Genomic DNA, 26471 nt, shown 5'->3' with positions numbered 1-26471 from the left:
CCTACAAGCGTGCGCCGGACCAGCCCGAGGCACGCAATGCCGGCAACAGCAGCTCGGGCTTGAGCCCATCCACTCGGCGGCCATCGTCGCTCTCCATGTCCTCGCCTGCCAGCAACGCATTGATGATCGCCTCCTCCACCGCTTCGGCTGCGGCGCTGAACAGGGCCGAGAGGTAGTCGTTGTTGAGCATGGCCAGTGGCGTGCTCAAGGGCAGGTCCTTGCGCCCGTAGTCCGCGGGCGGCAGATCCTGGTTGCCGGTGGCAAAGGCCAGGAAAATGTCACCGCTGGAATCTTCGGTGCCGCCGCCGGTGCGGGCGATACCGATCGAGGCGCGCTGGGCCAGGCGCTGGCACTGGTGCGGCAGCAGGGGCGCATCGGTTGCGAGGATCACCACGATCGAGCCCATGCCGGGCGTGCCCTGGTGTTCGAAGGGCGATGGGCTTGGCGCTAACTGCCGACCGACCGGGTAGCCGTCGATCCGCAGTTCACGGCGTTTGCCATGGTTGGCCTGGACCAGTGCGCCGACGGTATAGCCACCCTGCCCGGCCGATACTTGCCGCGACGCGGTACCGATACCGCCCTTGAACTCATGGCAGATCATCCCGGTGCCCCCGCCGACCGCGCCCTCCGCCACCGGGCCGGCGCTGGCATTGGCGGCCGCTTCTGCCAGGTGATGGGCCCGCACATGCTGGCCCCAGATGTCGTTGAGCACACCATCGTACGTCTCCATCACCACCGGCATGCACCAGTAGGCCGCGGGGTCCGCCAGGTTGTCACGCTCCAGCGCCACCAGGGCATCGCGCACCACTCCGACGCTGTGGGTGTTAGTGATGGCAATCGGGGTTGCCAGCAGCCCGGCTTCACGAATCCACTCCAGCCCCGTGGCATCGCCATTGCCGTTGAGCACATGGCAACCGGCGAAACACGGCTGCTGCCGCGCATGGCCGGCCCGCGGCTGGATCAGCGTGACACCGGTCCTGACCTGCTTACCATTGACCTGCTCGCGCAGCGTACTGTGCCCGACCCGAACCCCAGGGACATCGGTAATGGCATTCAACGGCCCCGGCACACCCAAGCCCAGGGTGATGCCCAATTCACGTGCACGCATGTCCTCTCCTCAGCAATATTGATGCACCGATTCGCACCGGCGAAGGACCGCTACTCTAGAGAACCCCGGCCCGCGCGCCCATTACCCGGTTGGGGTATAGCCTGTAATACCGCAGGGGTCGCTGCGCAACCCAACGCAGGCTTCGCCAGCGGCTACAGGAACCGGGTCGCCTGTAGCCGCTGCCGAGCCCGCGAGGCTGCGTTAACGGCCGCAGGACGTTCATTCGATGGGGTAATACCGCGGCTACAGCCAGCAGGCTGTCCCATAACGGGTAATCGTGAACTCTGTGCACCAGCCCCGCGCGGATCGGGTTTTGAACCACGTACCGCGCCATGTGTTTTACATCTTCATCCTTGCGCACTGCGCGGTCGTAGTAGCCCTTTTGCCACAACCGGCCTTTAAGCCCCAGGGTGCGATTGATCACCAGGCTGAGGCGCAATGCCCTACCGGATGTTGCCGGTCAACTGCCGGTACGGATCTTGTTCCACAACCGGGTACGGATCCGGTCGATGTTCAGGGGCATGGCTTGCAGGGCGAACAATTTGCCCATCATCTCCTCGCTTGGGTAGACCTTGGTGTCGTTCTTGATGGCTGGGTCGATCAGGCCGTCGGCCTGCTGGTTGCCGTTGGCGTAATGCACATGGTTGCTGATGCTGGCCATGACGTCGGGGCGCAGCAGGTAGTTCATGAAGGCGTAGCCTTGTTTTTCGTCGGGGGCGTCGACGGGCATGGCCACCATGTCGAACCAGATCGCTGCGCCTTCCTTGGGAATGGCGTAGCCGATGTCCACGCCGTTATTGGCTTCCCTGGCCCGGCTTTCGGCCTGCAGGATGTCACCGGAGAACCCCACCGCGACGCAGATGTCGCCGTTGGCCAGGTCACTGGTGTACTTGGATGAATGGAAATAGCTGACGTAGGGCCGTACTTTCATCAGCAGGGCTTCGGCCTGCTTGTAGTCCGCCGGGTCCTTGCTGTGGTGGGGCAAGCCCAGGTAATTCAAGGCCGCCGGCAGCAGTTCAGGGCCGTTGTCGAGGATCGCCACACCGCACTTCTGCAGCTTTTCCATGTATTCGGGCTTGAAGATCAGGTCCCAGGAGTCCACGGGGGCATTGTCCCCCAGCACCGCCTTGACCTTGGCGATGTTGTAGCCGATCCCGGTACTGCCCCATAGGTAGGGAAAGCCGTGCTCGTTGCCCGGGTCGTTGTCTTGCAGGGCCTTGAGCAACACCGGATTGAGGTTCTGCCAGTTCGGCAACTGGCTCTTGTCGAGTTTCTTCAGCGCCCCGCCGGCGATCTGGCGCGCCATGAAGTGGTTGGAGGGGAATACCACGTCATACCCCGATTTGCCGGTCATCAGCTTACCGTCGAGGGTTTCGTTGCTGTCGTAGACGTCGTAGCTGAAACCGATACCGGTTTCTTTCTGAAAGTTTTTCGTGGTGTCCGGCGCGATGTAGTCCGACCAGTTGTAGATCTTCACGGTCTCGGCCGCCTGGCTGAGGGACGCAGCCAGCATCAGTGGGGCCAGCATCATGGGGGCACGGGGTAAGCGGATCATGATTCGATTCCTGTTTGGCGTTTTTATTGGCAGGTCTTCGGTTGATCAGAGGATCAAAAAATCAATACGTAGGTCTTGCGCACCGTTTCCTCGATGTCCCAGATTCCGGTGCTGTTGGCGGGCAGCATCAGGGCATCGCCGGCTTCTATCTGCAGGGGCTCGCCGTTATCCGGCGTAAAGGTGCAGCGGCCCCGGACGAAGTGGCAGAACTCTTGCGCGACGATCTGCCGCCGCCAGCGACCCGGGGTGCACTCCCAGATTCCGGTTTCGACGCCGTCGCTGCGCTCCACGCTGGTGGTCGAGGTGACGGCCACTGGAGTGCCGAGCGGTACGGCGACCGAGGCGGATGCCTGCAGCGGCACCTGATGGGTGTTCTTGAACTGGGTAATGCTCATGTCGATACCTGTGGGTGAGTGAAGCGCGTCTAGTGCATCAAGCCTTCCATGAACCCCGCCACCTGCGTGGCGAGCTTGCGGCGCCAGGGCGCGCTGTGCAGGTCGGCCAGGGTGCGGTCTTCATGGATAAAGCTGCGGATGATCGCGTTGTAGCCCAACCAGCGCAGCGGCTCCGGCTCCCAGGCGCGCAGCGTGTCGAGTCCGCCCTGGGGGATGACCCAGGGCTGGCGCACCAACTCGCTGTCGCGTTGCAGGATCAGGTCGGCCAGGGTTCGGCCACCAAGGTTGCTGGCGCCGACCCCTTCGCCGCCATAACCGCCCGACAGGGCAATGCCGCTGCGTACGTCGCACAGCATGTGCGGCTTGAAGTTGCGGGACATGCCCAGGTTGCCGCCCCAGGAATGGGTGATCTGCACGTTCTTGAGCTGCGGGAACAACTCACCGAACAGGTAGCGCCGTAGCTCCACCTCACTGCGGGTCAAGTCGAAGTTGTGCCGCAGCTGCCCGGCGAACTGGTAACCGCCGCGGGCACCGAACACCAGGCGATTATCAGCGGTACGCTGGCCATAGGTGACCTGGCGGCTGCTTTCGCTGAAGGCCTGGCCCCGGGTCAGGCCGATTTCGTCCCAGGTCGCTGCGGACAACGGCTCGGTGGCGACCAGCAGGCTCTGCACCGGCAATTGATAACGGCCCAGCGGGGCCAGTGTCACGGCATACCCCTCCACCGCTGGCACCACCCAGCGCGCACGCACGCTGGCCTTGGCGGTCCGCACGCTGCCCGACTGCCAGGCCGTCACCGGGCTGTTTTCGTAGAGCTTGACCCCCATGCGCTCCACGGTTCGCGCCAGGCCACGCACCAGCTTGGCTGGGTGGATCGTCGCGCAGTGCGGCGCAAAGATGCCGCCATAGGGCCTGGCGACCCGGATCTGCTGGTTGAGCTGTTCAGGGCTCAACCAACGATAGTCGGACTCATTCAGGCCCTGGGCATAGAGCCCGTCCAGGAACTGACGCAGGCTGTGCGCCTGTTCGGGATAACGAGCGGCGCAATACAGCACCCCGCCCTTGCGGTAATCACAGTCGATGCCCTCCCGTTCGATGACGATCTCCACCTCATCGGGAATACTGTGCAGCAAGTCGAAGGAGGCCCGCCGCTGTTCGGCGGACAAGCCGGCCAGCAAGCGGTCTTCGCCCAGCAGGTTACCCATCAGCCAGCCGCCATTGCGGCCCGAAGCGCCAAAGCCGGCGGTTTGCGCCTCGACGATGGCGATGTTCAGCTCCGGAGCCTGGCGCTTGAGGTAATAGGCGGTCCAGAGGCCGGTGTACCCGGCGCCGACGATGACCACGTCGACATCCAGGTCGTGCTCAAGGGCAGGCCGCGGCAGCAGCGGCTCCTCGAGTTGGTCCATCCACAAACTGATCGTGCGCCACGCTGGCATGCAAGTCTCCGCCCTTCAAGTTTCGATGGCGTCGATCCTAGTGGGTTGGCTCAGGGCTTGTCTTGCGTGCGTGCACGCAAAGAAATCTGTTTGACGTAGGCCTTGGGCGACAGTCCGGTGTGCTGGCGAAAACAACTGTAGAACGCCGACAACGAATTGAACCCGGCGGCGAAAGCCAGTTCGTCGATGCGCACCGCAGGCGTGGCCTTGTCCAGCGCTGCCAGCAGATGGCGCAACCGCGCCTGGTTGACGTAGCGGTAGAAGCTTTGCCCCAGGACCTGGTTAAGCAGGTAGGAAATCTGGTTGCGGCTGTACCCGCACTCTTCGGCGACCCGCTGCAGGTCCAGTTGCGGGTCGAGGTAGGCTTGCTGGCGCTCGAAGTACTGCTGCAGGTCCTGGGCCATGAAACTCAACTGACGGGGTGACAGCCCCAGCCGACTGGCCGCCGGGCGCGGCCCTCCAGGCGTTTCGCTGCTGCGCTGTTCGTGGACCAGGGAGGCGTACTCGTTGACGCGCCAGATCAGCCCGTCACGCACGGTAATTGCCTCGCTGGAGCGAAACGACACCAGCCCTTCACTGCCGCGCAAGGTCATGCGGTACTGGATGAACGCGGTGTCGCCATCCAGGCGGATGCGGTCCGAATGCTCCAGCGCCTCCTCTGGATCCCGAGGCATGCTGCTGCGCACGTACTCGCGCAGCTCACTCAAGCCCAGCACCCGGTTCTGGAAAAAGTCGTGGTACTGGATGTCCGGGTGGTACAGCGCCATGACGCCGTCCAGGTCGCGGTGTTTCCAGCACAGGTGATAACGCAACACCGTCTCGCCGGTAGCCTGGGTCAACAACGGGCCATCTTCTGGGTCAGGCATAAGGCACTCAACGGCATAAAGTGAGGAGCTTGTCGAACTTGCCCGCGAGCTTCAATGGGCGCAGGGCAAGGGCAGAACGTGATCCACCGCAAAAAAATCGCATTCAATCGCCAAATGGCCTGAAAAGCCGCGCAACTTCGGGTTGAGCGAGTGCTATTTTTATTCACTCAACCGATGGAGCCACAGAAGGCTCTCTCTCCTGCCATGAGCTAATGGAAGCGCTCGATCACCCAGGTGGGCAACAGATGAACAAAGCTGCGCTCAGCAAAGTCACATTTCCCAACGCCTGCCAGTTGATGCGCTGGCATTTTCATCCGGTGGGCTTCGAGGCCAACATGGATGCCCCCGGCAGCATGATCGCCCGGCTGTTCGACCGCGTCAGCGGCGAGACACTGCTGGCCATTGCCGGTATTCCCTGCGCCACCGTGATGAGCGCTGCCGATGTGGAGCGCATCATCGAAGCCGTGGAGGACGAACTCGAAGCCTTCATCCCCTCCCAGGCGCTCAAGCGTTACGCCTGAGCCCCCAACCCTGACGACGTTGAAACCCGTGGGCGAACCTGCTCGCGATGACCCTGAGATCGCCCCAGGGTGTCAGGTCGATCGCATTATCGCTGACGACTTTCGCGAGCAGACGGAGCGCCGCCCGACTCGCTCCCACCAATACCACCAGCAGTGCGTTGATCGGCGAAGAACGGCTTGGTGGCGGCGATCCGGTCGGAGGCCCGCGGCATGTTCACCAGCGGTCCTTCCTGGGCATCGACGTACCAATGGCAATGACTGACCGCACGGGTAATCCCGACATACGCCAGGCGCAGGATTTCGTCTTTTTGCGCGCTGTCGTAGGGTTCGACATCACCGTCCTTGCCCAGTCCCGCCATCCGATAGACCTGGTTCTTGTAGGGCGAACTGGTCAGGTGCTGACAGTCCCCCAACAAAAACACCGCGTCCGCCTGGAGCCCCTTGGCACTGTGATAGGTCAACTGCTTGAGACGTCGGGCCTCGTACGGCAAGCTAGAATCCACATTAACTACAGATGAAATATGGCGCTCTATCAATAGTTTATCGCTGCTTTTTCGATACAGCATCAAGATTGAGTCACCCTTCTGGTAGTGCTCTGTCAAGCGCTTGCCCAGCGCGGCCTCATCCCGATCATGGATCTGCACCGGCAGCAAGGCTGCCGCCGGCCCGCACGCCTTGGCCTTCTTGCCCGGGATCGCCGGGGCCGCGCGCACGATATGCTCGGCCGCATCAATGATGTACTGGTGGCTTCGGTAGTTGTCGCTGAGCATCACCCGGGTGGTGGTGGGTGACGGAAACTGCTGGTTGAACTCCATGAAATACTTGGGTGAACTGCCACGCCAGCCGTAGATCGATTGCCAGTCATCGCCCACGCACAACAGTGAAGAGCGCTGGGCCCCACGGCCGACATGCATGGCCGGCCCGCGGCGGCGGATTTCGCTGAGGGTCGCCCGCAGCCAGGAGACGATCTGCGGCGAAACGTCCTGGAATTCGTCGATCATCAGGTGTGACATCGGTCGCAGCAGTTCGTCGCTGAGCAGCCTGAGGTTTTCCGGCGAGTGTTCGCTGAACAAGGCGAACATGCGGTTGTAGGTCATCACGGGCGGCTTCTGGTCCAACAGATGGTCCTCGAAGGTGCGCCAGAACAGGCTCAGTGCCTCGAAGAAAAACCGGTCCGGATCATCCTTGGCAAAGGACATCTGGCCCACCGCGGCGGGCACGTCCAGGCCGAGGTTCTCGATAAAGCTGGCGGCGCCGACAAAACAGTCGAGCAACGGCGCACTGGCCAACTCGCCCTTGACCTTGTAGTCGAACCCGGGACCGGCACTGGCATCCCCCGCCAACGTGGCCAAAACCCGCTTTGACGAGTCATAACTATCTAACCAAATCAAAGGCTTGTGGCAGAAAGCTTGAAACAGGGTGCGTTTTACCGCCCATTCTGCGCGCACCGTGAGCTTGGCATTGGGGCGGCTCACCTGGGGGTTTTCCCGGGGGTCGAAGCCCAGCACCACCCAGGCGTCCAGGCTCGGGATATAGCCGTGGCAGTGGAAGGTCGCGCCATTGATCTCGAACGTCTGCCGGCTGGGCTCGATACCCTTGATCGGCCAGGCGCCGGCCCGCAACCACAGGTCCTCGACGACATCGCACAGTTCTTCGTCGCGCTTGGCTGCCAGTTCTGTCACGGCCATGCGCTTTTGCACGTCCGGGTGGTCGCGTTCCAGCGCCTTGAGCTGCAAAGCGTGCCGCGACAGCGGGGTGATCAGCTCGCGAAAGCGCAGGTTGTCGGTAAACAACCGGTGAAAACAGGCGTTGAGTTGCTGGCGCTGAGTGTCATTGATCCGCAGGTCAAAGGGGTTGCTGTCGACCTGCGAGTCATCCAGCAGTGTCCGCTCGCTGAGGTTTTCAAAGGCTTGCAGGCGCTCGAAGCCCGGCAGGCTGCGGACCATCGGCAATATCCGTGAATGGAAGGTGCGCACCAGGTCGCGCGCCTCTTTCTGGGCCAGCGTCCGGCCCCACAGGGCATACAGGGCGATCAGCTTGTTGATGAAGTCCTTGCGCGACTCCCGGGTAAAGGTCACCACGGTCAGGGAATCCAGCTCGAAGCCCAGGTACTGGGTCAGCAACACGATGCGCAGCGCCAGGGTCGTCGACTTGCCAGCACCCGCCCCGGCAATCACCGAGGTGGATGGCGTATCGCTGAAAATCATCTTCCACTGCGCGGCGCTGGGTTGTGCATCGGCTGGCAGCAGGCGCGCGACATCGGCCTTCACGCGCTTCTTGAGCTCGGCACTCAAGGGCAGCCGCCAGTCGTCGAACAAGTGCTCGTCGACCTTGGGTGCCGGGTGCTCAGTGCTGCGGCTGTCGCGAATCAGCAGGACCTGGCGCCCTTCTTCCAACCCCTCAGCCCGACCTTCCTGGTAGCCGTAATCGACCCCGGCGGTGTGTCCGCTACGAAAGCCGTCGGCCTGGCCGTGCAACCAGGACGCCCGATGCTGGGCCCGCAGGCGGGTCAGGCCATGACCAAAAAAGCGTGCGGCCAGGCGCTTGAACAAGGGCATATCGGCCAGGGGCAAAAGCTCGGGGGGAAGATCGGGGGTGTGTTGCGGCACGCTGACTCCAGGGTGTGAGGCTGTTGCGGGCTATGGTGTCTGCATTTGCCGATGAGTTCTAGTCAAATGCTTATCCATCATTGGTTTAAGTGATGAAGTGAAGGTGCTGCGCAAGCAAGCGGCCCTCATAAATATCGAACTGATAGATAGGTTTGAAGGAGTTTTTACGCTTTTTATCGATTTATACCTGGTGGAAGATGCCCGCCATCAACCACCGGTTCTCGTTGTATGACGAACCTTTCAGGAGACGATCATGCTTGAACTCAGACCCTTCACCTCCCTGGGCGGCGCAAACCACGGCTGGCTCGACGCCCACCATCACTTCTCGTTTGCCGAGTACTACGATCCCACGCGTATGAACTGGGGCAACCTGCGTGTGTGGAACGACGATGTGATCGCGCCGGGCACCGGCTTCCCCAGACACCCGCACCGGGACATGGAAATCATTACCTACGTTCGCGAAGGCGCCATCAGCCACGAAGACAACCTGGGCAACAAGGGCCGTACCGAAGCCGGCGACATCCAGGTGATGAGTGCCGGGACCGGGATCACCCACAGCGAGTACAACCTGGAGTCGACGGCGACCCGGATCTTCCAGATCTGGATCATCCCCAACGAGGCCGGTTCGGCTCCGTCCTGGGGCGCCAAGCCTTTTCCCAAGGGCCAGCGCGAAGGCTTCGTGACCCTGGCCAGCGGCAAGGCCGGCGATGACCAGAGCCTGCGTATCCGCGCCGATGCACGCTTGGTGGCGGCCAACCTGAAAGCCGGGGAAAGCGCCGAATACGTGCTGGATAGCGGCCGCCGGGCGTACCTGGTACCGGCCACGGGGGTCATTGAAGTCAATGGCTTGCGCGCCCAGGCGCGGGACGGTGTGGCGGTTGCCGATGAGCGGGTGCTCCGGGTCACTGCAATCGAGGACAGCGAGATTGTCGTAGTGGACCTGGCCTGATAGGTCCGGTGGCGGCAAACGAAAAAGGGCTGACCGTTGTGGTCCGCCCTTTTTTTTCGACGCTCGATACCCTTGTAGCAGCTGGCGTAGCCTGCGTTCGAGCGCGCAGCGCTCGCCAATCCGAGCACCTCGGGGTCCGCGTTTGCGACGGCTGCTACAGAGGTATTACGCCACCTGCTCCGCCCTAAGGATGTCGAGCATGAAGCGTTCCGCCGGCAACGGATGGCCGAGCAGGTAGCCTTGCAGCGAATCACACCCCAACTGGGTCAGGAAGTCCTGCTGCATGTCGGTTTCCACGCCCTCGGCAACGATCCGCAGCCCCAATGCCTGGCCCAGGGCGACGATGGCCGAGACGATGGCGGCGTCATCGCTGTCACGCTCCAGGTCACGCACGAAGCCGCGATCGATTTTCAGCTCGTTGGCGGGCAGGCGCTTGAGGTACATCAGGCTTGAATACCCGGTGCCAAAATCATCGATGGACAGGTCGACGCCCATTTGCGAAAGCTGCTGGAGCACCGTCATGCTCGCGTCGGCGTCGCTCATGGCCGTGGTCTCGGTGATTTCCAGGGTCAGGCTGTTGGCAGGCAGGCCATGGGTGGCCAGGGCCTTGGCGACGCTGTGGACCAACTCGGTGTGACAGAACTGCAACGCCGAGAGGTTCACCGCAATGCGCCAGTGGGTGTAGCCCTGCAGGTGCCACAGGCGCATCTGCCGGCAGGCTTCATTGAGTACCCAATCGCCAATCGGGATGATCAAGCCGGTTTTCTCCGCCAGTTCGATGAACTTGTCCGGCAGCAGCATGCCCTGGGTCGGGTGTTCCCAGCGTAGCAGTGCCTCGGCACCCACCGGCTGGCCGTTGCTGGCGTCGAATTTGGGCTGGTAATGCAGGCGGAACTGATTCTGTTCGAGCGCACTGCGCAGGTCCTGCAGCAACTGCAACTGGCGCCGCGCATTGTTGTTCATCGACACGTCGAAGAAGCGGTAGCCGTTCTTGCCGGTGCCCTTGGCGTGGTACATCGCCGCGTCGGCGTTCATCAACAGCTCTTGGGCAGTGTGGCCGTTGCCGGGGTAGACCGCGATGCCGACGCTGGCCGAGATCTGCAGGTCGTGCTCGCCGACCCGGAATACCTGGGACACCAGGCCCACCTGGCGTGCTGCCAGGCGCAACGCATCGTCCGGCTCCTGCAACTGCACCAGCAACACAAACTCATCACCGCCGATCCGCGCCAGGGTGTCCTGGCTGCGCAAGTCCTCACGCAGGCGCAGGCTGACCTCGCGCAGCAACTGATCCCCCATGTGGTGCCCAAAGGCATCGTTGACCGGTTTAAAACCGTCCAGGTCGATGAACATCAGGGCAAAGCAGCCGCCCTGCTCCTGCACCACGAGCATGGCCTGGTCGATGCGGTCGGCCAGCAACACCCGGTTGGGCAGCCCGGTCAGGGTGTCATGCAGCGCCAGTTGGGTCAGTTCGCGGTTGGCCAGGGTCAAGGAATTGGCCAGCGCCGAGGTGCGCGCTTCAAGGCGGGCATCGAGAATCGAGGTCAGCAAGGCAATGCTCAGTACCGCCAAGGTGGTCACCAGCACCAGGCTGTCCAGGCCCTTGCCGCTCAAGCCATCAACGGCCGCACCGCAGAAACTGCCGTCGACAAAGCCTGCCGCGGCCATCCCGGTGTAATGCATGCCGACAATCGCCAGGCCCATGATCACCGCCGCCCCGCCCCGGGCGAGGCGCACATAGGGGGTGTTCTGGCGCAGGCGGAAGGCGATCCACAGCGCCGCGGCCGAGGCCCCCACCGCGATCATCAGGGAGGCGCCGAACAGGCTCGGGTCATAGTCGATACCTGGGGTCATGCGCATGGCTGCCATGCCGGTGTAATGCATGGCGCTGATGCCCGCCCCCATGATCAGGGCACCAAATCCCAACTGCCAGGCCGGCAACTGAGGCTGGCTGACCAGCCACAGGGCAAAACCGCAGGAGAGAATGGCGATCAGCAGCGACAAGGCGGTGATGCCGAAGTCATAGCCCAGGTCGATGGGCAAACTGAAGGCGAGCATGCCGATAAAGTGCATGGACCAGACCCCGACGCCCATGGCCAGGGCGCCGCCGACAGTCCACAGGTGGGCTGCCCGGCCCTTCGCCGTGGCGATACGCCCGGTCATGTCCAAGGCGGTGTAGGACGCCAAGATGGCTACACAGAGCGAAATCAGGACCAGCGCAGGGGAATAGTTACCGATGAGCATCAGACTTCTCGACTATGCCCTGGCTCAAGCGTCTGTACACCCTGGGCGAAAGTTGCCGATTGTACTGATTCCCAGGGCGAAAGCACCTGCAAAGTAATCAAAAGGCCACTAGCGCGACAGAAAGACTGTAACCAGCACGATAAAGCCCTTACAGGGCCAAGGTCATTGGCGTTCGGCGGGCATCAACTGCCCGTCCCAACCACCGCCCAACGCTGCGATCAACTGCACGCTGGCGATCAGACGGCTCTGCTGCAAGGTCAGCACGCTGCGCTCATTGCTCAAGGCCGTGGCCTGCACCACCACCACATCGAGGTAGGCGATCAAACCGGCCTTGTACTGGTTCTGGATCAGGCGCAACGACTCACGGGCCGCATCCAGCGCCTGCTGGCGCACCACGGCTTCGTCGCCCAGGACCCTGAGCTGGACCAGGTAGTTTTCCACCTCGCGAAACCCGTCGAGCACGGTCTGCCGGTACTTGGCCACCGTCTGGTCATACACTGCCTCGTTGCGATCGACTTCTGCCGAACGCTGGCCGCCGTCGAACAGGGGCAGGTTGAGCTGCGGCCCCACCGACCAGAAACGGTTGGGTACGCTGATCAGGTCGGTCGAGGTGCTGCTGCTGTAACCACCGGACAGGCTCAGGGTCAGGTCCGGGTAGTAGGCGGCCTTGGCCACGCCGATATTGGCGTTGGCGGCAATCACCGAGCGCTCGGCCGAGGCGATATCCGGACGGCGCTCGAGCAATTGCGAAGGCAGGCTCAGCGGCACCTCGGGCAAGGCCGGGATGTCCTGGGTTTCGGCCAGGGTGAATTCGGCGGGCGCCTGGCCCATCAGCACCGCGATGGCGTTCTCGAACTGCGCGCGCTGCCAGATCAGGTCGATCATGTCGGCCTGGGTGCTTCTGAGCTGGGTCTGGGCCTGGGCCACCGCGTCCTTGCCGGACACCCCGGCGCGGTACTGGTTTTCGGTCATCTTCAGCGAGCGCTGGTAGTTGTCCACCGTGGCCTGCAGCAGACGCCGCTGCTGGTCGATGACCCGCAGTTGCAGGTAGTTCTGCACCAGTTCCGACTGCTGGCTCAGGCGCATGGCCGCCAGGTCCGCAAAGCTCGCCTCGGCGCTGGCCTCGTTGGCCTCCAGGCTGCGGCGCAGCTTGCCCCAGATGTCGGCTTCCCAGCTCACCCCCAACTGGGTGTTGTAGGTGTCGCGGATACCGCTGCTGGAACTGCTCAAGGATGAACTGCTACTGCCGGTGCCCTGGCTGGAGCGGGTTTTTCCGGCACTCAGGTCAACCGTGGGGTAGAACGCGCCACGCGCGCTGGCGACCAGGGCCCGGGCCTGACGGTACTGGGCCTCGGCCTGGGCGACGGTCTGGTTGGAAAGGTTGAGTTTTTCCAGCAGGCCATTGAGCTGTCGATCGCCATACAACTCCCACCAGGCGCCACGGGCCAGGGAGTCGCTCGGATTGGCCTGGCGCCAGCCCTGGGCCTGCTTGTACTGCGGCGGCTGCGCGACGCTGGGGCGCTGATAGTCCGGGCCGACGGCGCAGGCACTGAGCAACAGGACGCTGAGGGATAGGCTCAGCAACCGCGAGCCACGGGCCGTCACCAGGCGCTGGGGCGACAGGCAGTCGCGGTTGAGTGGGTAACGGTCAGTCATAGCGCAGTTTCCAGAGCAGCATCGGTACGAACCCCACGCCAGCGGTTGACCCGGTGGCGCAAACGGTCGAGATAGAGGTAGACCACCGGGGTGGTGTAGAGCGTCAGCACCTGGCTGAAGATCAGCCCGCCAATGATGGTCAGGCCCAGCGGCTGGCGCATTTCCGCGCCTTCGGCACTGCCGAGCAGCAAGGGCAAGGCGCCGAGGATGGCCGCCAGGGTGGTCATCAGGATCGGCCGTAAGCGCAACAGGCAGGCGCTGCGGATCGACTCCAGCGGCGCCAGGCCCTGGTGGCGTTCGAGTTGCAGCGCCAGGTCGATCATCAGGATGGCGTTTTTCTTCACCACGCCAATCAGCAAAAACAGCCCCAACAGCGAAATCAGGCTGAATTCGCCCCCCAGCACATAGATCGACAGCAAGGCGCCGACTCCGGCGGACGGTAGCGTGGAGAGAATGGTCAGCGGGTGCACGTAACTTTCATACAGCACCCCAAGCACCAGGTAGACCGCCAGCAAGGCGCCGAGGATCATCCACGGCTGGCTCTTCTGGGTCGCGGCAAAGGCGTCGGCGGTACCGGCCATCTTGGCGATCACTTCCTCCGGCAGGCCGAGTCTGGCGATGGCCCGCTCGATGGCGGCCCCCCCCTGCTCCACCGTCACCCCTTCGGCCATGTCAAAGGCAATGCTTTCGGAAGCAAACTGCCCTTCGTGGCTGACGCGGTCGTTTTCCAGGCTGTTTTCGTAGTGGGCAATGGCCGACAGCGGAATCCGCGCGCCGGTCGAGGTGATCACCTGCACCTGGTTGAGGGTGATCGGGTCCTGGGCATATTTGGGATTGACCTCCATCACCACCTGGTACTGGTTGAGGCTGTCGTAGATGGTGGAAATCTGTCGCTGGCTGTAGGCGTTGTTGAGCACTGAGGTGACCATGGCCATGTCGATGCCCAGGCGCTTGGCCTGGTCCCGGTCGACCACCAGCGTCACTTGCGCCGCACCACTGCCCTCGCGGGCGTCGATGGCCGTGAGTTCCGGCAGGGCCTTGAGCGCCGTCACCACTTTCGGGTACCACTCACGCAGCGCCGACAGGTCACCGCTTTGCAGGATGTAGCTGTATTGCGACGACTGCTGCTCGCGGCCACCGCCAAACTGCAGGTCCTGGTCGGCCATCAGCATCAGTTGCGCGCCGGGCACCTTGGGCATTTCCTTGCGCAGGCGCTCGATGACTTTCTGCGCCGAGAGATTACGCTCCTTGATCGGCTTGAGGCGCACCAGCATGAAGGCGTTGTTGGTCCCGTTGTTGCCACCGATGAACCCGGCGACGCTTTCCACCGCCGGGTCCTTGAGCACCGCACGGCGGAAGATCTCCATTTTCGGCTGCATCACGCTGAACGACAGACCGTCGTCACCGCGCACAAAACCGATCAACTGGCCAGTGTCCTGCTGCGGCAGGAAGGTCTTGGGCACCACCACGTACAGCGCCACGTTGACGCCGATGGTGATGAACAGGCTGAACAGGGTCAGGCGCGGATGGCGCAGCACCCAGTCCAGGCTGCTGGCGTAGTGCTTGACCATCCAGTCGTTGGCCTTGCGGCTGCCGCGCTGCAGGCGGTTTTCCTGGCCTGGGGTGTGGGGTTTCAACCAGCGGGCGCAGAGCATCGGGGTCAGGGTCAGGGACACCACCAGCGAGACCACGATCGAGGCCGCCAGGGTGATGGAGAACTCGCGGAACAGGCTCTCGATGATCCCGCCCATGAACAGGATCGAGAGGAACACCGCCACCAGCGAGACGTTCATCGACAACAGGGTGAAGCCGACTTCCTTGGCCCCCAGGTACGCCGCCTTCATCGGGGCGATGCCATCGTCGATGTGCCGGGAAATGTTCTCCAGCACCACGATGGCGTCGTCCACCACCAGGCCCGTGGCCAGGATCAGCGCCATCAGCGACAGGTTGTTCAGGGAGAAACCATAGAGGTACATCACCGCAAAGGTGCCCACCAGCGACACCGGGACCGCCAGGGTCGGGATCAACGAGGCGCGGAAGTTGCCCAGGAACAGGAACACCACCAGGACCACCAGGGCCACGGCAATCAGCAGGGTCATCTCTGCTTCGTGCAAGGTGGCCTTGATCACCGGCGAACGGTCCATCGCCAGGTTCAGCTTGACGCTGGCCGGCAGCACCGCCTGCAAGGCCGGCAACTGCGCCTTGATCTCGTTGACCGTCTCGATGATGTTGGCGCCGGCCTGGCGGTTGATCACCAGCAGCACCGCCGAGTCGTCGTTGAAGAAGCCGCTGTTGTAGCGGTCCTCGACGCCGTCGCTGACCTTGGCCACGTCACTGAGGCGCAACGCCGAGCCGTTCTGGTAGCGGATGATCAGCGGTTCGTAGTCCTTGGCCTTCTCCAACTGGTCGTTGGCCTGCACCTGCCACATGCGCTGATCGTCCTCGATCGAGCCTTTGGGCCGGCGCACGTTGGCGTTGGCAATGGTGTTGCGCACGTCATCCAGGGCCACGCCGTACTGGTTGAGCAACTGCGGCTCGAGCTCGATGCGCACCGCCGGCAAGGAACTGCCACCGATCTGCACTTCGCCCACGCCCGGCACCTGGGACAGGCTTTGCGAAAGGATGGTCGAGGCCAGGTCATACAGCTGGCCTTTTTCCAGCACGTCCGAGGTCAGCGACAGCACCATGATCGGCGCCTGGGACGGGTTGACCTTCTTGTAGGTGGGCATGCTGCGCATGCCGCTGGGCAGCAGGTTGCGCGAGGCGTTGATCGCCGCCTGCACTTCCCGCGCCGCGCCATTGATGTCGCGGTCCAGGTCAAATTGCAGGATCACCCGGGTCGAGCCCTGGCTGGAGCGGCTGCTCATGGTGTTGACCCCGGCGATGGCGCCGAAGGAGCGCTCCAGCGGGGTGGCCACGGTGGAGGCCATGACCTCGGGGCTGGCACCCGGCAGGCTCGCCTGGACCACGATCACCGGAAAATCCATTTGCGGAAGCGGCGACACGGGCAACAGGCCGAAGCTGACGCCACCCAGGAGCATGATCGCCAGGCTCAAGAGCATGGTGGCGACCGGGCGCTTGATGAAAGGTCCGGACAGGTTCATGGCTGTTCTACCGGCTCCAGGCGCTCAGGCGCGGGCCGCCAGCGCCGCCCAAGGCGGTCGAAGTACAGGTAGATCACCGGCGTGGTGAACAGCGTCAGGACCTGGCTGACCAACAGTCCGCCGACCATCACCAGGCCCAGGGGCTGGCGCAGTTCCGCGCCGGAACCGGTGGCCAGCATCAGCGGCACCGCACCAAACAGCGCGGCCAGGGTGGTCATCAGGATGGGCCGGAAACGCAGCAACGCCGCCTGATAGATCGCCGTCGCCGGGTCCATGCCCTGGTTGCGCTCGGCCTCCAGAGCGAAGTCGATCATCATGATCGCGTTTTTCTTGACGATGCCGATCAGCAGGATGATGCCGATGATCGCGATCATCCCCAGGTCATTGCCACTCAAGAGCAACGCCAGCAACGCCCCGACCGCCGCCGAGGGCAAGGTCGACAGGATGGTGATCGGGTGGATGTAACTCTCGTAGAGCACGCCGAGCACGATGTACATAGTCACCACCGCCGCCAGGATCAGCAGCAAAGTGCTCGACAGCGAGGCCTGGAACGCCTGGGCCGCGCCCTGGAACTGGCTCTGCACGCCCAGTGGCATGCCGATGTCCTTCTGCACCTGTTCGATCAGTTCCACCGCTTGCCCCAGCGCCACGCCGGGCGCCAGGTTGAACGACATCATCACCGCCGGGAACTGGCCGATATGGGCGATCGACAGTTGCGCCTGGCGCTCCTCGATGCGCGCCAGGCTGGACAGCCGGACTTGGCCGCCGTCAGTGGTCTTGACGTGGATCTGCTCCAGCGCCTGCGGACCGATCTTCTCGCCGTCCTTGGCCTGCAGCACCACGCGGTACTGGCTGGCCTGGGTGTAGATGGTCGAGATCTGCCGTTGGCCGAAGGCGTCGTACAGGGCATCGGTGATGTTGGCCACCGACACGCCGATGCGCGACGCCGCGTCGCGGTCGATCACCAGGTAGACCTGCAGGCCCTTGTCCTGCAGGTCGCTGGCGACGTCGGTCAGCTCCGGGTGTTGGCCCAGGGCCTCCACCAGGCGCCCGCTCCACAGGCTGAGCAACTCGGCATCCGGTGACGACATGCTGAACTGGTATTGGGTGCGACTGACCCGGTCTTCGATGGTCAGGTCCTGCACCGGCTGCATGAACAGGCGAATACCCACCAACTTGTCCAGTTCTGGCTGCAAGCGGGTGATCACCTGGGCGGCGCTGAGGTCACGCTCCTTGTGGGGCTTGAGGTTGATCAGCAGGCGGCCGCTGTTGAGGGTGGCGTTGTCGCCGTCCACACCGATGTAGGACGACAGGCTTTGCACCGCCGGGTCTTGCAGGATGATCTTGGCCAGTTCCTGTTGGCGCTGGCTCATGGCCGCAAAGGAAATCGACTGCGGCGCCTCGGAAATCCCCTGGATCACCCCAGTGTCCTGCACCGGGAAGAAGCCCTTGGGCACGATCATGTAGAGGAACACGGTGAGGGCCAGGGTGCCGATGGCCACCATCAGGGTCAGCGGTTGGTGCTTGAGCACCCACTGCAATTTGCGCCCGTAGGCGGCAATCATCCAGTCGATCCACGCGCCGCTGGCACGATAGAAACGGCTCTGCGCTTCAGGCTTTGGCTCAGGCTTGAGCAAGCGAGCGCACATCATCGGCGTCAAGGTCAGGGACACCACCAGGGAAATCAGGATCGCCACCGCCAGGGTGATGGCGAACTCGCGGAACAGTCGCCCGACCACATCGGCCATGAACAGCAGCGGAATCAGTACCGCAATCAGCGACAAGGTCAGGGAGATCAGGGTGAAGCCGATCTGTTTTGCGCCCTTGAGCGCCGCCTGCAGCGGGCTGTCGCCCTCCTCGATGTAGCGTGAGATGTTTTCCAGCATGACGATGGCATCGTCCACCACAAAACCGGTGGCGATGGTCAAGGCCATCAGGGTCAGGTTGTTGACCGAGAAACCCGCCAGGTACATCACCCCGAAGGTGCCGATCAACGACAGGGGCACGGCAATCGACGGGATGAGGGTGGCGCTGACGCGGCGCAGGAACAGGAAGGTCACCATCACCACCAGCGCGATGGCGATCAGCAATTCGTGCTGCACGTCGGTGACCGAGGCGCGGATGGTCTGGGTGCGGTCGGTCAGCACCGTGACATCCAGCCCGGCTGGCAGGTTGTCGGTGATGCTTGGCAGCAGCGCCTTGATCCGGTCAACCACCTCGATCACGTTGGCCCCCGGCTGACGCTGGATGTTCAGCAGCACCGCCTGGTTTTCGTTGGCCCAGGCCGCGAGGCGTTCGTTCTCGGCGCCGTCGACGATCTGTGCGACATCCTTGAGCCGCAACGGCGCACCGTTGTTGTAGGCGAGGATCAGCTCGGCGTAGTCCTTGGGCGAAGTCAACTGATCGTTGGCGTCGAGCATCGACACCCGGGTCGGGCCGTCGAAGTTGCCCTTGGGCTGGTTGACGTTGGAGGCGGCAATCAGAGTGCGCACATCCGACAGGTTCAGGCCGCTGGCCGCCAGGGCCTCGGGGTTGACCTTGATCCGCACCGCCTGGCGTTGCCCGCCGGCGATGCTGACCATGCCGACCCCGCTGATCTGGGCGATTTTCTGCGCCATGCGCGTATCGACCAGGTCATTGAGCTTGGGCAGCAGCATGGTTTTGGAGGTGATCGCCAGGGTCAGCACCGGGGTGTCCGCGGGGTTGACCTTGTTGTACACCGGCGGCGCCGGCAGGTCGCTGGGCAGCAGGTTGCTGGCGGCGTTGATCGCGGCCTGCACCTGTTGCTCGGCGACGTCCATGTTGATATCGAGGTTGAAACGCAGGGTCAGCACCGAGGCGCCGCCGGAACTGGTCGAGGCCATCTGGGTCAGGCCGGGCATCTGCCCGAACTGCCGCTCCAGGGGCGCGGTGACCGCACTGGTCATCACGTCCGGGCTGGCGCCCGGGTACAGGGTCATGACCCGGATGGTCGGATAATCCACTTGCGGCAGGGCCGAGACCGGCAGCAGGCGATAGGCGATCAGGCCGGCCAGGACGATGGCCAGCATGCTCAGGGTGGTCGCGACCGGACGCAGGATGAACAGGCGGGAGATGTTCATGCGCCGCCCTTATGCGCCTTGCCATTGGCCTGGGGTGCGGGCGCGGTATCGCTCGCCTGGCTATGGAGGTTGTCGGCCGGCGTGGCCGGGACCTGGTTGCTGTCGTTGACCACTTCCACCTCACTGCCCTCTTTCAGGCGATCGGTGCCTTCGAGCACCACCCGGTCACCCGGCTTGAGGCCTTCCTTGATCACGGTGTTGTCACCGTCGGTGGCGCCGATTGTCAGTGGGCGAATGGTGACTTTTTTGTCGCCATCCAGGGCGTAGACAAAGGTGCCATTGGTGCCGAACTGAATGGCCACCGAAGGTGCCAGGATCACCCCCTTGAGGGTGTCGGCGAGCAAGCGCACGTTGACGAACTGATTGGGGAACAGCACCTGGTCGCGGTTGTCGTAGCGCGCCTTGAACTTCAAGGTGCCGGTGGTGGTGTCGATCTGGTTGTCCAGGCTCTGCAGCACCCCGGTGGCTTGCAGTTGGGTGTCGCCACGGTCCCAGGCTTCGACCGGCAGCTTGGCCCCGGAGCGATAGCGAGCCAGCACGACGTCGAGGCTGCTCTCCGGCAAGGTGAAGGCCACGCTGATCGGTTGGGTCTGGGTGATGATCGCCAGGGCCGTGGTGTCGTTGGCCGCCACCAGGTTGCCGACATCCAGCTGGCGCAGGCCGACACGCCCGGTGATTGGCGCGCGGATCCGGGTGAATTCAAGGTTGAGCTTGGCGTCGTTGACCGCCGCCTGATTGGTCTTGACCGTACCCTGGTACTGGCCCACCAGCGCCGCGGCGGTGTCGAGGGTCTGCTTGGCAATGCTGTCCTCGGCGTACAGGCCGCGGTAGCGCTCCAGGTCCACCAGGGCGTTTTTCAATTGGGCCTGGTTCTGCAGCAAGGTCCCTTCGGCCTGGAGCAAGGCGTTCTGGTACGGACGCGGGTCGATTTCAGCGAGCAGGTCGCCGGCCTTGACCATCTGTCCTTCTTCGAAGGCGATCTTCACCAGTTCACCGCCAACCCGGCTGCGCACATTGATGGTGTTGAGCGCGGTAACGGTGCCCAGGGCCTTGTAGTACAACGGGAAATCGCCCAGTACTGCCGGCGCCACCCGCACCGGAACTGCCCCCGCTGCGCCGCCGAAACCCGGGCGCATGCCACCTGCCTTGCCGGTATGGCCGGCCGCCGCCTTGGACGCCGGGGCATCCTTGCTGGCAGAACTGGTGGGCCAGAACGTCCAGCACAGGCCGCCAACGAGCAACAGGACCAGCAGGCCGAACAACCAGCGACGAGATTTACGGGAAGCAGAGGATTGCATGGAGTGATCAACCATTGGGCGCGTGGGCATCTTTACGGGAGGCTGAAAGATAAGCACTAGAGGCCTTTTAGCAAAGCGCCTTTACCGGCAATTTACCTTCAGCTGACTTTTGCGAGTGTTTGCTAAATTACTGAAGCACAAATGAAAACGGCCTGGACAGGGCCAGACCGTGACTAATTGTAAAGCCTGTTACTTGAGAACGGCCAACGCTGCTGTGTAGTCAGGCTCTTCGGCGATTTCTTTCACCAGTTCGCTGTGCAGCACGTTGTCGTTTTCGTCCAGCACTACCACGGCGCGAGCAGTCAGGCCCTTGAGTGGACCGTCGGCAATCGCTACGCCGTAGTTTTCGATGAACTCGGCACCCCGCAGGGTGGACAGGTTCTGTACGTTTTCCAGGCCTTCGGCGCCGCAGAAACGGGCCTGGGCGAACGGCAGGTCAGCCGAGATGCACAGCACCACGGTGTTGGCCACGTCATTGGCCTGGGCGTTGAAGGTGCGCACGGAGGTCGCGCAGGTCGGGGTGTCGACGCTTGGGAAGATGTTCAGCACTTTACGTTTGCCGGCGAAGTCCGCCAGGGTCACGTCCGACAGATTGCCGGCAACCAGGGAAAAGGCTGGCGCCTTGGAACCGGCTTGTGGCAGCTGACCGTTGACCTGGACCGGGTTGCCTTTAAGAGTGACTTGAGCCATGAACAGTATCCTTATCAATGCAATGGTTATGAACAATCGTCTGGTATTGCGAGGAGCCAGAGTTAACCACGAATGCCGCAATCAGCCTATCCCGGCGTAGTGATGGAAGGCCCCCGCCGACTCGCCCCCCTCCCGGCCCTTACTTGGCCTTGAGCTTGATATACGACTGGCCCAGGTCGTGGGCCCAGCCATCGACGACGTTTTTCACGTCGTTGGCAATCATCACTTGCGAGTCGTTTTCCAGCGGTCTGCCGGTGCCCTTGCGGACCACCTGGGCGATGACCTTGTTGTTGCCACCATCTAGGCTTTCAGGCCTTCGGTCTGGCTGCTGACGGCGGTGATCGCCGCACGCACCACCACGACACCCGGGCCTGGGGCGTTGGCCAAAGGCAGGTTTTTACCCAGCTCACGCTTGAGCGCCTGGTCGTAATAATGGGTAATGCCGGACAGCGTGCTTTGCGGGATTTTCATCGTCGGCTTGGGCTGCGGATAGAACTGGGTAGGTTCGACATAGACACTGGAGTACTGGTTGATATCAAGCGTGGGATCGACCCAGCGCAGCACGTCGACGCCCGACGGCGACTTGGCCTCCTTGAGTTGGCTGTAGTCCTTGAGAAACCCGGAATAGTCTTCGGGCTTGGTGATCGTGCTGGAACAACCCATTACCCCAAGGGAGGCCATGCACAGCGTACTCATCATGAGGGCAAGCTTCATTCGGTAACTCCTGTCAAAAGGGCGACAACGGTACTGTCAAACGGATTAACAGGTATAGCCAAAAGTTAAGACGATTGCTGTGACAGGCTCTGAAAATTCACAAGCATCGGTAGGATGCGAGTCGGGCGGCGTTCCGTCTGCTCGCGATAGGCTCAGGCATCCCCCGCCTGGCGTCGACGAAACAAAGGCCTTGGCTCGATCGCCGAGCGGCCATACGTCACGCTCATGCCCGCCAGCCCCTTGAGGGCGTCTTCGGCGCATTTGTCTTGACGCTGTGTCGCCGCTCCGTAGCAGTTGCAGTTGCAGTTGGGTGGGGTTCTTGTGTGAAGAGGACTATGGGACAACAGCTCAGTGCGTTACAGATCCAGCTAAAAACTAAAAAACCATATCAGCTTGCGGCAGATCACCGCAGGCACGGGAAAAATCTGCTCCGCATTAATGCAGTTTTTCTGAGCCTGTTTTGTTTCTTCACGGTTTCCTACAGTTCGCCCCATGCCAGACCGGGTGGCCTGGCAAGACTTTGCAACCGTGGAAGCATTGACCATGAGCACAGCTACAATCGGACAGGCCTACAACTACAAGGTCGTCCGCCAATTCGTCGTGGCAACAGTGGTATGGGGCGTTATCGGGATGGCGATGGGCGTGTGGATCGCCTCGCAACTGGTGTGGCCGGAGGCGAACCTCGATTTGCCCTGGACCACCTTCGGGCGCTTGCGGCCGTTGCACACCAGCCTGGTGATTTTCGGCTTTGCCGGCAGCGCGCAGTTCGCCGCCAGCTATTACGCGGTGCAACGCACCTGCCAGGTGCGGCTGTACAGCGACAAGCTCGCCGCCTTCACCTTCTGGGGCTGGCAATCGGTGATCGTCAGCATGCTGGTGAGCCTGCCGCTGGGCTACACCACCACCAAGGAATACGCCGAGATCGAGTTCACCGGCGCGGTGTGGATGACCGTGGTCTGGGTGGCCTACGCCATCGTGTTCTTCACCACCGTGGTGCAGCGCAAGACCAAGCACATCTACGTCGACAACTGGTTTTTCGGTGCCTTTATCGTGGTAATCGCCATGCTGCACGTGGTCAACCACCTGTCGATTCCGGTGGACTGGTTCAAGTCCTACCCGGTGTACTCCGGCGCGACCGATGCCATGGTCCAGTGGTGGTATGGGCACAACGCCGTGGGCTTCTTCCTGACCACCGGTTTCCTGGGGATGATGTATTACTTCGTGCCGAAACAGGTCGGCCGTCCGGTGTACTCCTATCGCCTATCGATTGTGCACTTCTGGGCCTTGATCACCCTGTACATCTGGGCCGGCCCCCACCACTTGCACTACACCGCGCTGCCGGACTGGGCGCAGTCGCTGGGCATGGCGATGTCGCTGATCCTGCTGGCGCCAAGCTGGGGCGGCATGATCAACGGCATGATGACCCTCTCTGGCGCCTGGCATAAGTTGCGCACCGACCCGATCCTGCGCTTCCTGGTGTTGTCGCTGGCGCTCTACGGCATGTCGACCTTCGAAGGGCCGATGATGGCGATCAAAACCGTCAACGCCCTGTCCCACTACACCGACTGGACCATCGGCCACGTCCACGCCGGGGCCTTGGGTTGGGTAGCGATGATCACCTTCGGCGCCACCTATCACATGATCCCGAAAATCTTCGGACGTTTACAGATGCACAGCATCGGCCTGATCAACGCGCACTTCTGGCTGGCGACCATCGGTACCGTGCTGTACATCGCCTCGATGTGGGTCAACGGCATCACCCAGGGCCTGATGTGGCGCGCCATCAACGACGACGGCACCCTCACCTACTCCTTCGTCGAGGCGCTGCAGGCCAGTCACCCGGGCTTCATCGTGCGGTTTATCGGTGGGGTGTTTTTCTTGAGCGGCATGCTGCTGATGGCCTACAACACCTGGCGCACCGTGCGGGTGGCCGATGTGCGGATGGCCGAACGTGAAGCGCAGATTGCCTGAGGCAAGGAGTCTGTGATGTTCGAGACAGTCATGAACGGGCTGGGCGTGGCGTTCCTGTGGTTCGCCATCGAGTATTGCCTGCGCCACCAGACCGCCAAGAGCCTGGATGACGCCAGCCTGATCCCCTTTGCCGATGACCCGGAGGTGGCGCGCCGGGTGGAGCTGGCCACCGGCAAGACCGTCAACGCGGTCGCACCGCCGCAGGCGCAACCGGGTTGGGGCAATCTGGACGTTTGATCGCCGGGGGATCAACCGCGATCGCGGGGGATCAGGCTCTGCAACTGCTGGGCCAGGAAGTTCGCGTCAAAGGCGAAGGTATCGGGGTCTTTCAGGCCGTTGGTCTTGCGCCACTGCCAGCCGCTCGCGGGCGGCTGGCACACCAGCGACACGCTGCCGTAGCGGGCCGCGGTCAAGCCCATCACTGCCAGGGAGATCAGTCCTGTCGCGCCCATCACCTCGGGCACGAACTCCACCGGTTTGCCGGCAATCAGGATGCTCAGTTTCTCGGTGTTGAAGGTCGAGCTTTCCACTGGCACGCTCGCGCCAAACGCCACATAGGCCTCACGGCTGACCTCCAGCAGGTTCGGCGCCTTGACTGGCGCCAGCCACTGCTCGATCTGGTCGAACAACTCAGCGATGCGCGTGGCCCACACGGCCGACTGGTTTTCAAACAGCTGCTTCTTGTGCGCTTCGCTTTCTGCATAGTGGCGAAGCATCTCACCCAGTTGCTGTACGTCGTCCATTGCGCTGTTCCTTGGATAAACCGGTGTTACGGACATTGAGCATGGCAGATGTGCGCCCCTCACGTACGACTAACCGCCGGACGAGCGATTGCAGCGCCGGCCAATCGCGGGCACTGTAGGCCCGCACATCAGCCATCAACGGGAGCATCGCATGCGCACCATCGGCCTTATCGGCGGCATGAGCTGGGAGTCCAGCGCTGAATATTATCGTCTGATCAACCAGCAGGTGCGTGACCGCCTGGGGCCACTGCGCTCGGCGCGCCTGCTGATGTACAGCGTCGATTTCGGGCCGGTCGAACAGGCCCAGCATGCCGGGCGCTGGGACGATGCGGCGCAGATCCTGGTGGACGCCGCCCGCCGCCTGCAAGCCGGCGGTGCCGAGTGCGTGGTGCTATGTACCAACACCATGCACAAGGTGGCCGGGCAGATCCAGGACGCAATCACCGTGCCCTTCCTGCACATTGCCGACCCGGCCGGGCAAGCGGCAGAGGCTGCCGGCCACCTGACCGTCGGCCTGCTGGGTACCGCCTTCACCATGGAGCAGGACTTTCTCAAGGACCGGCTCACAGCCCGCGGGTTGCAGGTGCTGGTACCGGAGGCGACGGAGCGCCAGGCAGTGCACCGAATCATCTACGACGAACTGTGCGTGGGGGTGATTGCCGAGGAGTCGCGCGCCACCTACCAGCGGGTGATCCAGGCCCTGGCCGAGCGTGGGGCCCAGGCGATCATCCTTGGCTGCACGGAAATCAGCCTGTTGATCAAACCCGAGCACAGCGCCCTGCCCTTGCTCGATACCACTGAGTTGCACGCCCGCGCGGCGGTGGCCTTCGCCCTCGGCGACTGACTCAGGCCGCCGTGGGGCCGTGGCGCAAGCGTGCCATGGCCAGGGCATCCACCAGCGCGCCATCGCGCACCGCATACTGGCGCAGCAGCCCTTCGGTCTCGAAGCCGAATTTGCGGTACAAGGCGATCGCTGCCGGGTTATCGGCATACACCGACAGTTCCACGCGCTGCACATTCATCCAGTTGTCCGCCAGATCCAGCACCGTCGCCAGCAAGCGGCTGCCCAGGCCCTGGCCTTGCCAGGCGAGCGCCACGCCCATGCCGATGTGGGCGCAGTGGCTGCGGCGAATCCGCGAAATCTGTTCCAGGCCGATGTTGCCGATCACCTGCCCCTGGTGCAGGGCCACCAGTTGCACCACCCGTTCATTGTCGGGGGCCAGGCGTTTGCGCCAGACGTCAGTCGATTGAAACGGCATCTGCAGAACCTGGCGGGCCACCGCCGGGTCGTTGTACAGCGCGGTAATGCCCTCGATGTGGGCTTCGCTGAAACGCTCGATGGCAATGATGGAGTCGATGCTCGACATAGTGATTCTTCCTTGAGAACGATGGGCCACCGAGTGTAAACCGCTCACCCCCCATGACGATACCATTGCCCCTGATACCCCTGTGGGAGCCTGGCAGCCCGTCGCCTGGGGTCTATGGGCAGGGGTTTTTTACTGCCAATTGGCTGT

19 protein-coding genes and 3 pseudogenes are annotated in these 26471 nt (G+C 62.9%); 5 read left to right on the top strand and 17 right to left on the bottom strand.

The window, feature by feature from the left end; genetic code table 11:
• Window position 1 precedes the first annotated feature (1 nt).
• From AACY45_RS04650 to AACY45_RS04630, 6 genes and pseudogenes are all read right to left on the bottom strand, one after another.
• Window positions 2-1108: a DmpA family aminopeptidase gene (locus AACY45_RS04650; RefSeq protein WP_339544368.1), complete on the bottom strand. Its 1107-nt coding sequence runs from the start codon at window positions 1106-1108 to the stop codon at window positions 2-4.
• 253 nt (window positions 1109-1361) lie between these two features.
• Window positions 1362-1508: pseudogene (locus tag AACY45_RS29235) on the bottom strand (REP-associated tyrosine transposase); the annotation flags it as partial.
• A 60-nt stretch (window positions 1509-1568) separates the two neighbouring features.
• Window positions 1569-2639: a polyamine ABC transporter substrate-binding protein gene (locus tag AACY45_RS04645; protein WP_445261161.1), complete on the bottom strand. Its 1071-nt coding sequence runs from the start codon at window positions 2637-2639 to the stop codon at window positions 1569-1571.
• Between the two features lie 77 nt (window positions 2640-2716).
• Window positions 2717-3058, bottom strand: a complete 342-nt coding sequence (locus AACY45_RS04640; RefSeq protein WP_339544366.1) for a cupin domain-containing protein — start codon at window positions 3056-3058, stop codon at window positions 2717-2719.
• Between the two features lie 29 nt (window positions 3059-3087).
• Window positions 3088-4494 carry an NAD(P)/FAD-dependent oxidoreductase gene (locus AACY45_RS04635; RefSeq protein ID WP_339544365.1) on the bottom strand — a complete coding sequence of 469 codons (1407 nt, stop codon included), beginning with the start codon at window positions 4492-4494 and terminating at the stop codon, window positions 3088-3090.
• Between the two features lie 50 nt (window positions 4495-4544).
• A complete protein-coding gene (locus tag AACY45_RS04630; RefSeq protein WP_339544364.1) occupies window positions 4545-5360 on the bottom strand; it encodes a helix-turn-helix domain-containing protein in 816 nt (271 codons plus the stop codon).
• Between the two features lie 245 nt (window positions 5361-5605).
• Between AACY45_RS04630 and AACY45_RS04625 the strand changes: the two genes are divergently transcribed.
• Window positions 5606-5881, top strand: a complete 276-nt coding sequence (locus AACY45_RS04625) for a DUF1652 domain-containing protein (protein WP_339544363.1) — start codon at window positions 5606-5608, stop codon at window positions 5879-5881.
• 86 nt (window positions 5882-5967) lie between these two features.
• On the opposite strand, the gene AACY45_RS04620 is transcribed toward AACY45_RS04625, so the two are convergent.
• Complete coding sequence (locus tag AACY45_RS04620) at window positions 5968-8490, bottom strand: UvrD-helicase domain-containing protein (RefSeq protein ID WP_339544362.1); 2523 nt, start codon at window positions 8488-8490, stop codon at window positions 5968-5970.
• A gap of 253 nt (window positions 8491-8743) precedes the next feature.
• On the opposite strand from AACY45_RS04620, the gene AACY45_RS04615 reads away from it, so the two are divergent.
• Window positions 8744-9439 carry a pirin family protein gene (locus AACY45_RS04615; RefSeq protein WP_339544361.1) on the top strand — a complete coding sequence of 232 codons (696 nt, stop codon included), beginning with the start codon at window positions 8744-8746 and terminating at the stop codon, window positions 9437-9439.
• Window positions 9440-9604: 165 nt separating this feature from the next.
• Here AACY45_RS04615 and AACY45_RS04610 read toward each other — a convergent pair whose 3' ends face one another.
• From AACY45_RS04610 to AACY45_RS04575, 8 genes and pseudogenes are all read right to left on the bottom strand, one after another.
• Window positions 9605-11680 carry a putative bifunctional diguanylate cyclase/phosphodiesterase gene (locus AACY45_RS04610; protein WP_339544360.1) on the bottom strand — a complete coding sequence of 692 codons (2076 nt, stop codon included), beginning with the start codon at window positions 11678-11680 and terminating at the stop codon, window positions 9605-9607.
• Window positions 11681-11842: 162 nt separating this feature from the next.
• Complete coding sequence (locus AACY45_RS04605; protein WP_339544359.1) at window positions 11843-13336, bottom strand: efflux transporter outer membrane subunit; 1494 nt, start codon at window positions 13334-13336, stop codon at window positions 11843-11845.
• The gene (locus AACY45_RS04600) at window positions 13333-16440 is read right to left on the bottom strand and encodes an efflux RND transporter permease subunit (protein WP_339544358.1); all 3108 of its coding nucleotides are present in this window, start codon (window positions 16438-16440) and stop codon (window positions 13333-13335) included. The genes AACY45_RS04605 and AACY45_RS04600 overlap by 4 nt, the downstream gene beginning before the upstream one ends.
• A complete protein-coding gene (locus AACY45_RS04595) occupies window positions 16437-19541 on the bottom strand; it encodes an MdtB/MuxB family multidrug efflux RND transporter permease subunit (RefSeq protein WP_339544357.1) in 3105 nt (1034 codons plus the stop codon). Before AACY45_RS04595 ends, AACY45_RS04600 begins: the two co-directional genes overlap by 4 nt.
• The gene (locus AACY45_RS04590) at window positions 19538-20854 is read right to left on the bottom strand and encodes an MdtA/MuxA family multidrug efflux RND transporter periplasmic adaptor subunit (protein ID WP_339544356.1); all 1317 of its coding nucleotides are present in this window, start codon (window positions 20852-20854) and stop codon (window positions 19538-19540) included. Before AACY45_RS04590 ends, AACY45_RS04595 begins: the two co-directional genes overlap by 4 nt.
• Before the next feature lie 174 nt (window positions 20855-21028).
• Entirely contained in the window at window positions 21029-21529 is a 501-nt protein-coding gene (gene tpx / locus AACY45_RS04585) for a thiol peroxidase (protein WP_339544355.1), read from the bottom strand.
• Between the two features lie 139 nt (window positions 21530-21668).
• Window positions 21669-22243, bottom strand: a pseudogene (locus AACY45_RS04580) (DUF3313 domain-containing protein).
• Window positions 22244-22395: 152 nt separating this feature from the next.
• Window positions 22396-22518: pseudogene (locus AACY45_RS04575) on the bottom strand (hypothetical protein); the annotation flags it as partial.
• Between the two features lie 268 nt (window positions 22519-22786).
• On the opposite strand from AACY45_RS04575, the gene ccoN reads away from it, so the two are divergent.
• Both ccoN and AACY45_RS04565 read left to right on the top strand, forming a co-directional pair.
• Window positions 22787-24214: a cytochrome-c oxidase, cbb3-type subunit I gene (gene ccoN, locus AACY45_RS04570; RefSeq protein WP_339544354.1), complete on the top strand. Its 1428-nt coding sequence runs from the start codon at window positions 22787-22789 to the stop codon at window positions 24212-24214.
• A gap of 15 nt (window positions 24215-24229) precedes the next feature.
• The gene (locus AACY45_RS04565; RefSeq protein WP_339544353.1) at window positions 24230-24451 is read left to right on the top strand and encodes a cbb3-type cytochrome c oxidase subunit 3; all 222 of its coding nucleotides are present in this window, start codon (window positions 24230-24232) and stop codon (window positions 24449-24451) included.
• A gap of 11 nt (window positions 24452-24462) precedes the next feature.
• Here AACY45_RS04565 and AACY45_RS04560 read toward each other — a convergent pair whose 3' ends face one another.
• Window positions 24463-24957, bottom strand: coding sequence for a hypothetical protein (locus AACY45_RS04560; protein ID WP_339544352.1), 495 nt, complete (start codon window positions 24955-24957; stop codon window positions 24463-24465).
• Between the two features lie 151 nt (window positions 24958-25108).
• Between AACY45_RS04560 and AACY45_RS04555 the strand changes: the two genes are divergently transcribed.
• Window positions 25109-25801, top strand: coding sequence for an aspartate/glutamate racemase family protein (locus tag AACY45_RS04555; protein WP_339544351.1), 693 nt, complete (start codon window positions 25109-25111; stop codon window positions 25799-25801).
• 1 nt (window position 25802) lies between these two features.
• Here AACY45_RS04555 and AACY45_RS04550 read toward each other — a convergent pair whose 3' ends face one another.
• Window positions 25803-26324: a GNAT family N-acetyltransferase gene (locus AACY45_RS04550; RefSeq protein WP_339544350.1), complete on the bottom strand. Its 522-nt coding sequence runs from the start codon at window positions 26322-26324 to the stop codon at window positions 25803-25805.
• Window positions 26325-26471: the final 147 nt, after the last annotated feature.

Source organism: Pseudomonas sp. RA_35y_Pfl2_P32, from assembly GCF_963970735.1.
Classification (GTDB): Bacteria; Pseudomonadota; Gammaproteobacteria; order Pseudomonadales; family Pseudomonadaceae; genus Aquipseudomonas.
Note: the sequence above shows the minus strand (reverse complement) of the source record. Positions and strands in the feature narration are given on the sequence as shown.

Excerpts from the sequence above, each read along its gene's own strand:
- AACY45_RS04650 (WP_339544368.1), bottom strand. The coding sequence starts at position 1,108 with ATGCGTGCACGTGAATTGGGCATCACCCTGGGCTTGGGTGTGCCGGGG.
- AACY45_RS04645 (WP_445261161.1), bottom strand. The coding sequence starts at position 2,639 with ATGATGCTGGCCCCACTGATGCTGGCTGCGTCCCTCAGCCAGGCGGCC.
- AACY45_RS04640 (WP_339544366.1), bottom strand. The coding sequence starts at position 3,058 with ATGAGCATTACCCAGTTCAAGAACACCCATCAGGTGCCGCTGCAGGCA.
- AACY45_RS04635 (WP_339544365.1), bottom strand. The coding sequence starts at position 4,494 with ATGCCAGCGTGGCGCACGATCAGTTTGTGGATGGACCAACTCGAGGAG.
- AACY45_RS04630 (WP_339544364.1), bottom strand. The coding sequence starts at position 5,360 with ATGCCTGACCCAGAAGATGGCCCGTTGTTGACCCAGGCTACCGGCGAG.
- AACY45_RS04625 (WP_339544363.1), top strand. The coding sequence starts at position 5,606 with ATGAACAAAGCTGCGCTCAGCAAAGTCACATTTCCCAACGCCTGCCAG.
- AACY45_RS04615 (WP_339544361.1), top strand. The coding sequence starts at position 8,744 with ATGCTTGAACTCAGACCCTTCACCTCCCTGGGCGGCGCAAACCACGGC.
- AACY45_RS04610 (WP_339544360.1), bottom strand. The coding sequence starts at position 11,680 with ATGCTCATCGGTAACTATTCCCCTGCGCTGGTCCTGATTTCGCTCTGT.
- AACY45_RS04605 (WP_339544359.1), bottom strand. The coding sequence starts at position 13,336 with ATGACTGACCGTTACCCACTCAACCGCGACTGCCTGTCGCCCCAGCGC.
- AACY45_RS04600 (WP_339544358.1), bottom strand. The coding sequence starts at position 16,440 with ATGAACCTGTCCGGACCTTTCATCAAGCGCCCGGTCGCCACCATGCTC.
- AACY45_RS04595 (WP_339544357.1), bottom strand. The coding sequence starts at position 19,541 with ATGAACATCTCCCGCCTGTTCATCCTGCGTCCGGTCGCGACCACCCTG.
- AACY45_RS04590 (WP_339544356.1), bottom strand. The coding sequence starts at position 20,854 with ATGGTTGATCACTCCATGCAATCCTCTGCTTCCCGTAAATCTCGTCGC.
- tpx (WP_339544355.1), bottom strand. The coding sequence starts at position 21,529 with ATGGCTCAAGTCACTCTTAAAGGCAACCCGGTCCAGGTCAACGGTCAG.
- ccoN (WP_339544354.1), top strand. The coding sequence starts at position 22,787 with ATGAGCACAGCTACAATCGGACAGGCCTACAACTACAAGGTCGTCCGC.
- AACY45_RS04565 (WP_339544353.1), top strand. The coding sequence starts at position 24,230 with ATGTTCGAGACAGTCATGAACGGGCTGGGCGTGGCGTTCCTGTGGTTC.
- AACY45_RS04560 (WP_339544352.1), bottom strand. The coding sequence starts at position 24,957 with ATGGACGACGTACAGCAACTGGGTGAGATGCTTCGCCACTATGCAGAA.
- AACY45_RS04555 (WP_339544351.1), top strand. The coding sequence starts at position 25,109 with ATGCGCACCATCGGCCTTATCGGCGGCATGAGCTGGGAGTCCAGCGCT.
- AACY45_RS04550 (WP_339544350.1), bottom strand. The coding sequence starts at position 26,324 with ATGTCGAGCATCGACTCCATCATTGCCATCGAGCGTTTCAGCGAAGCC.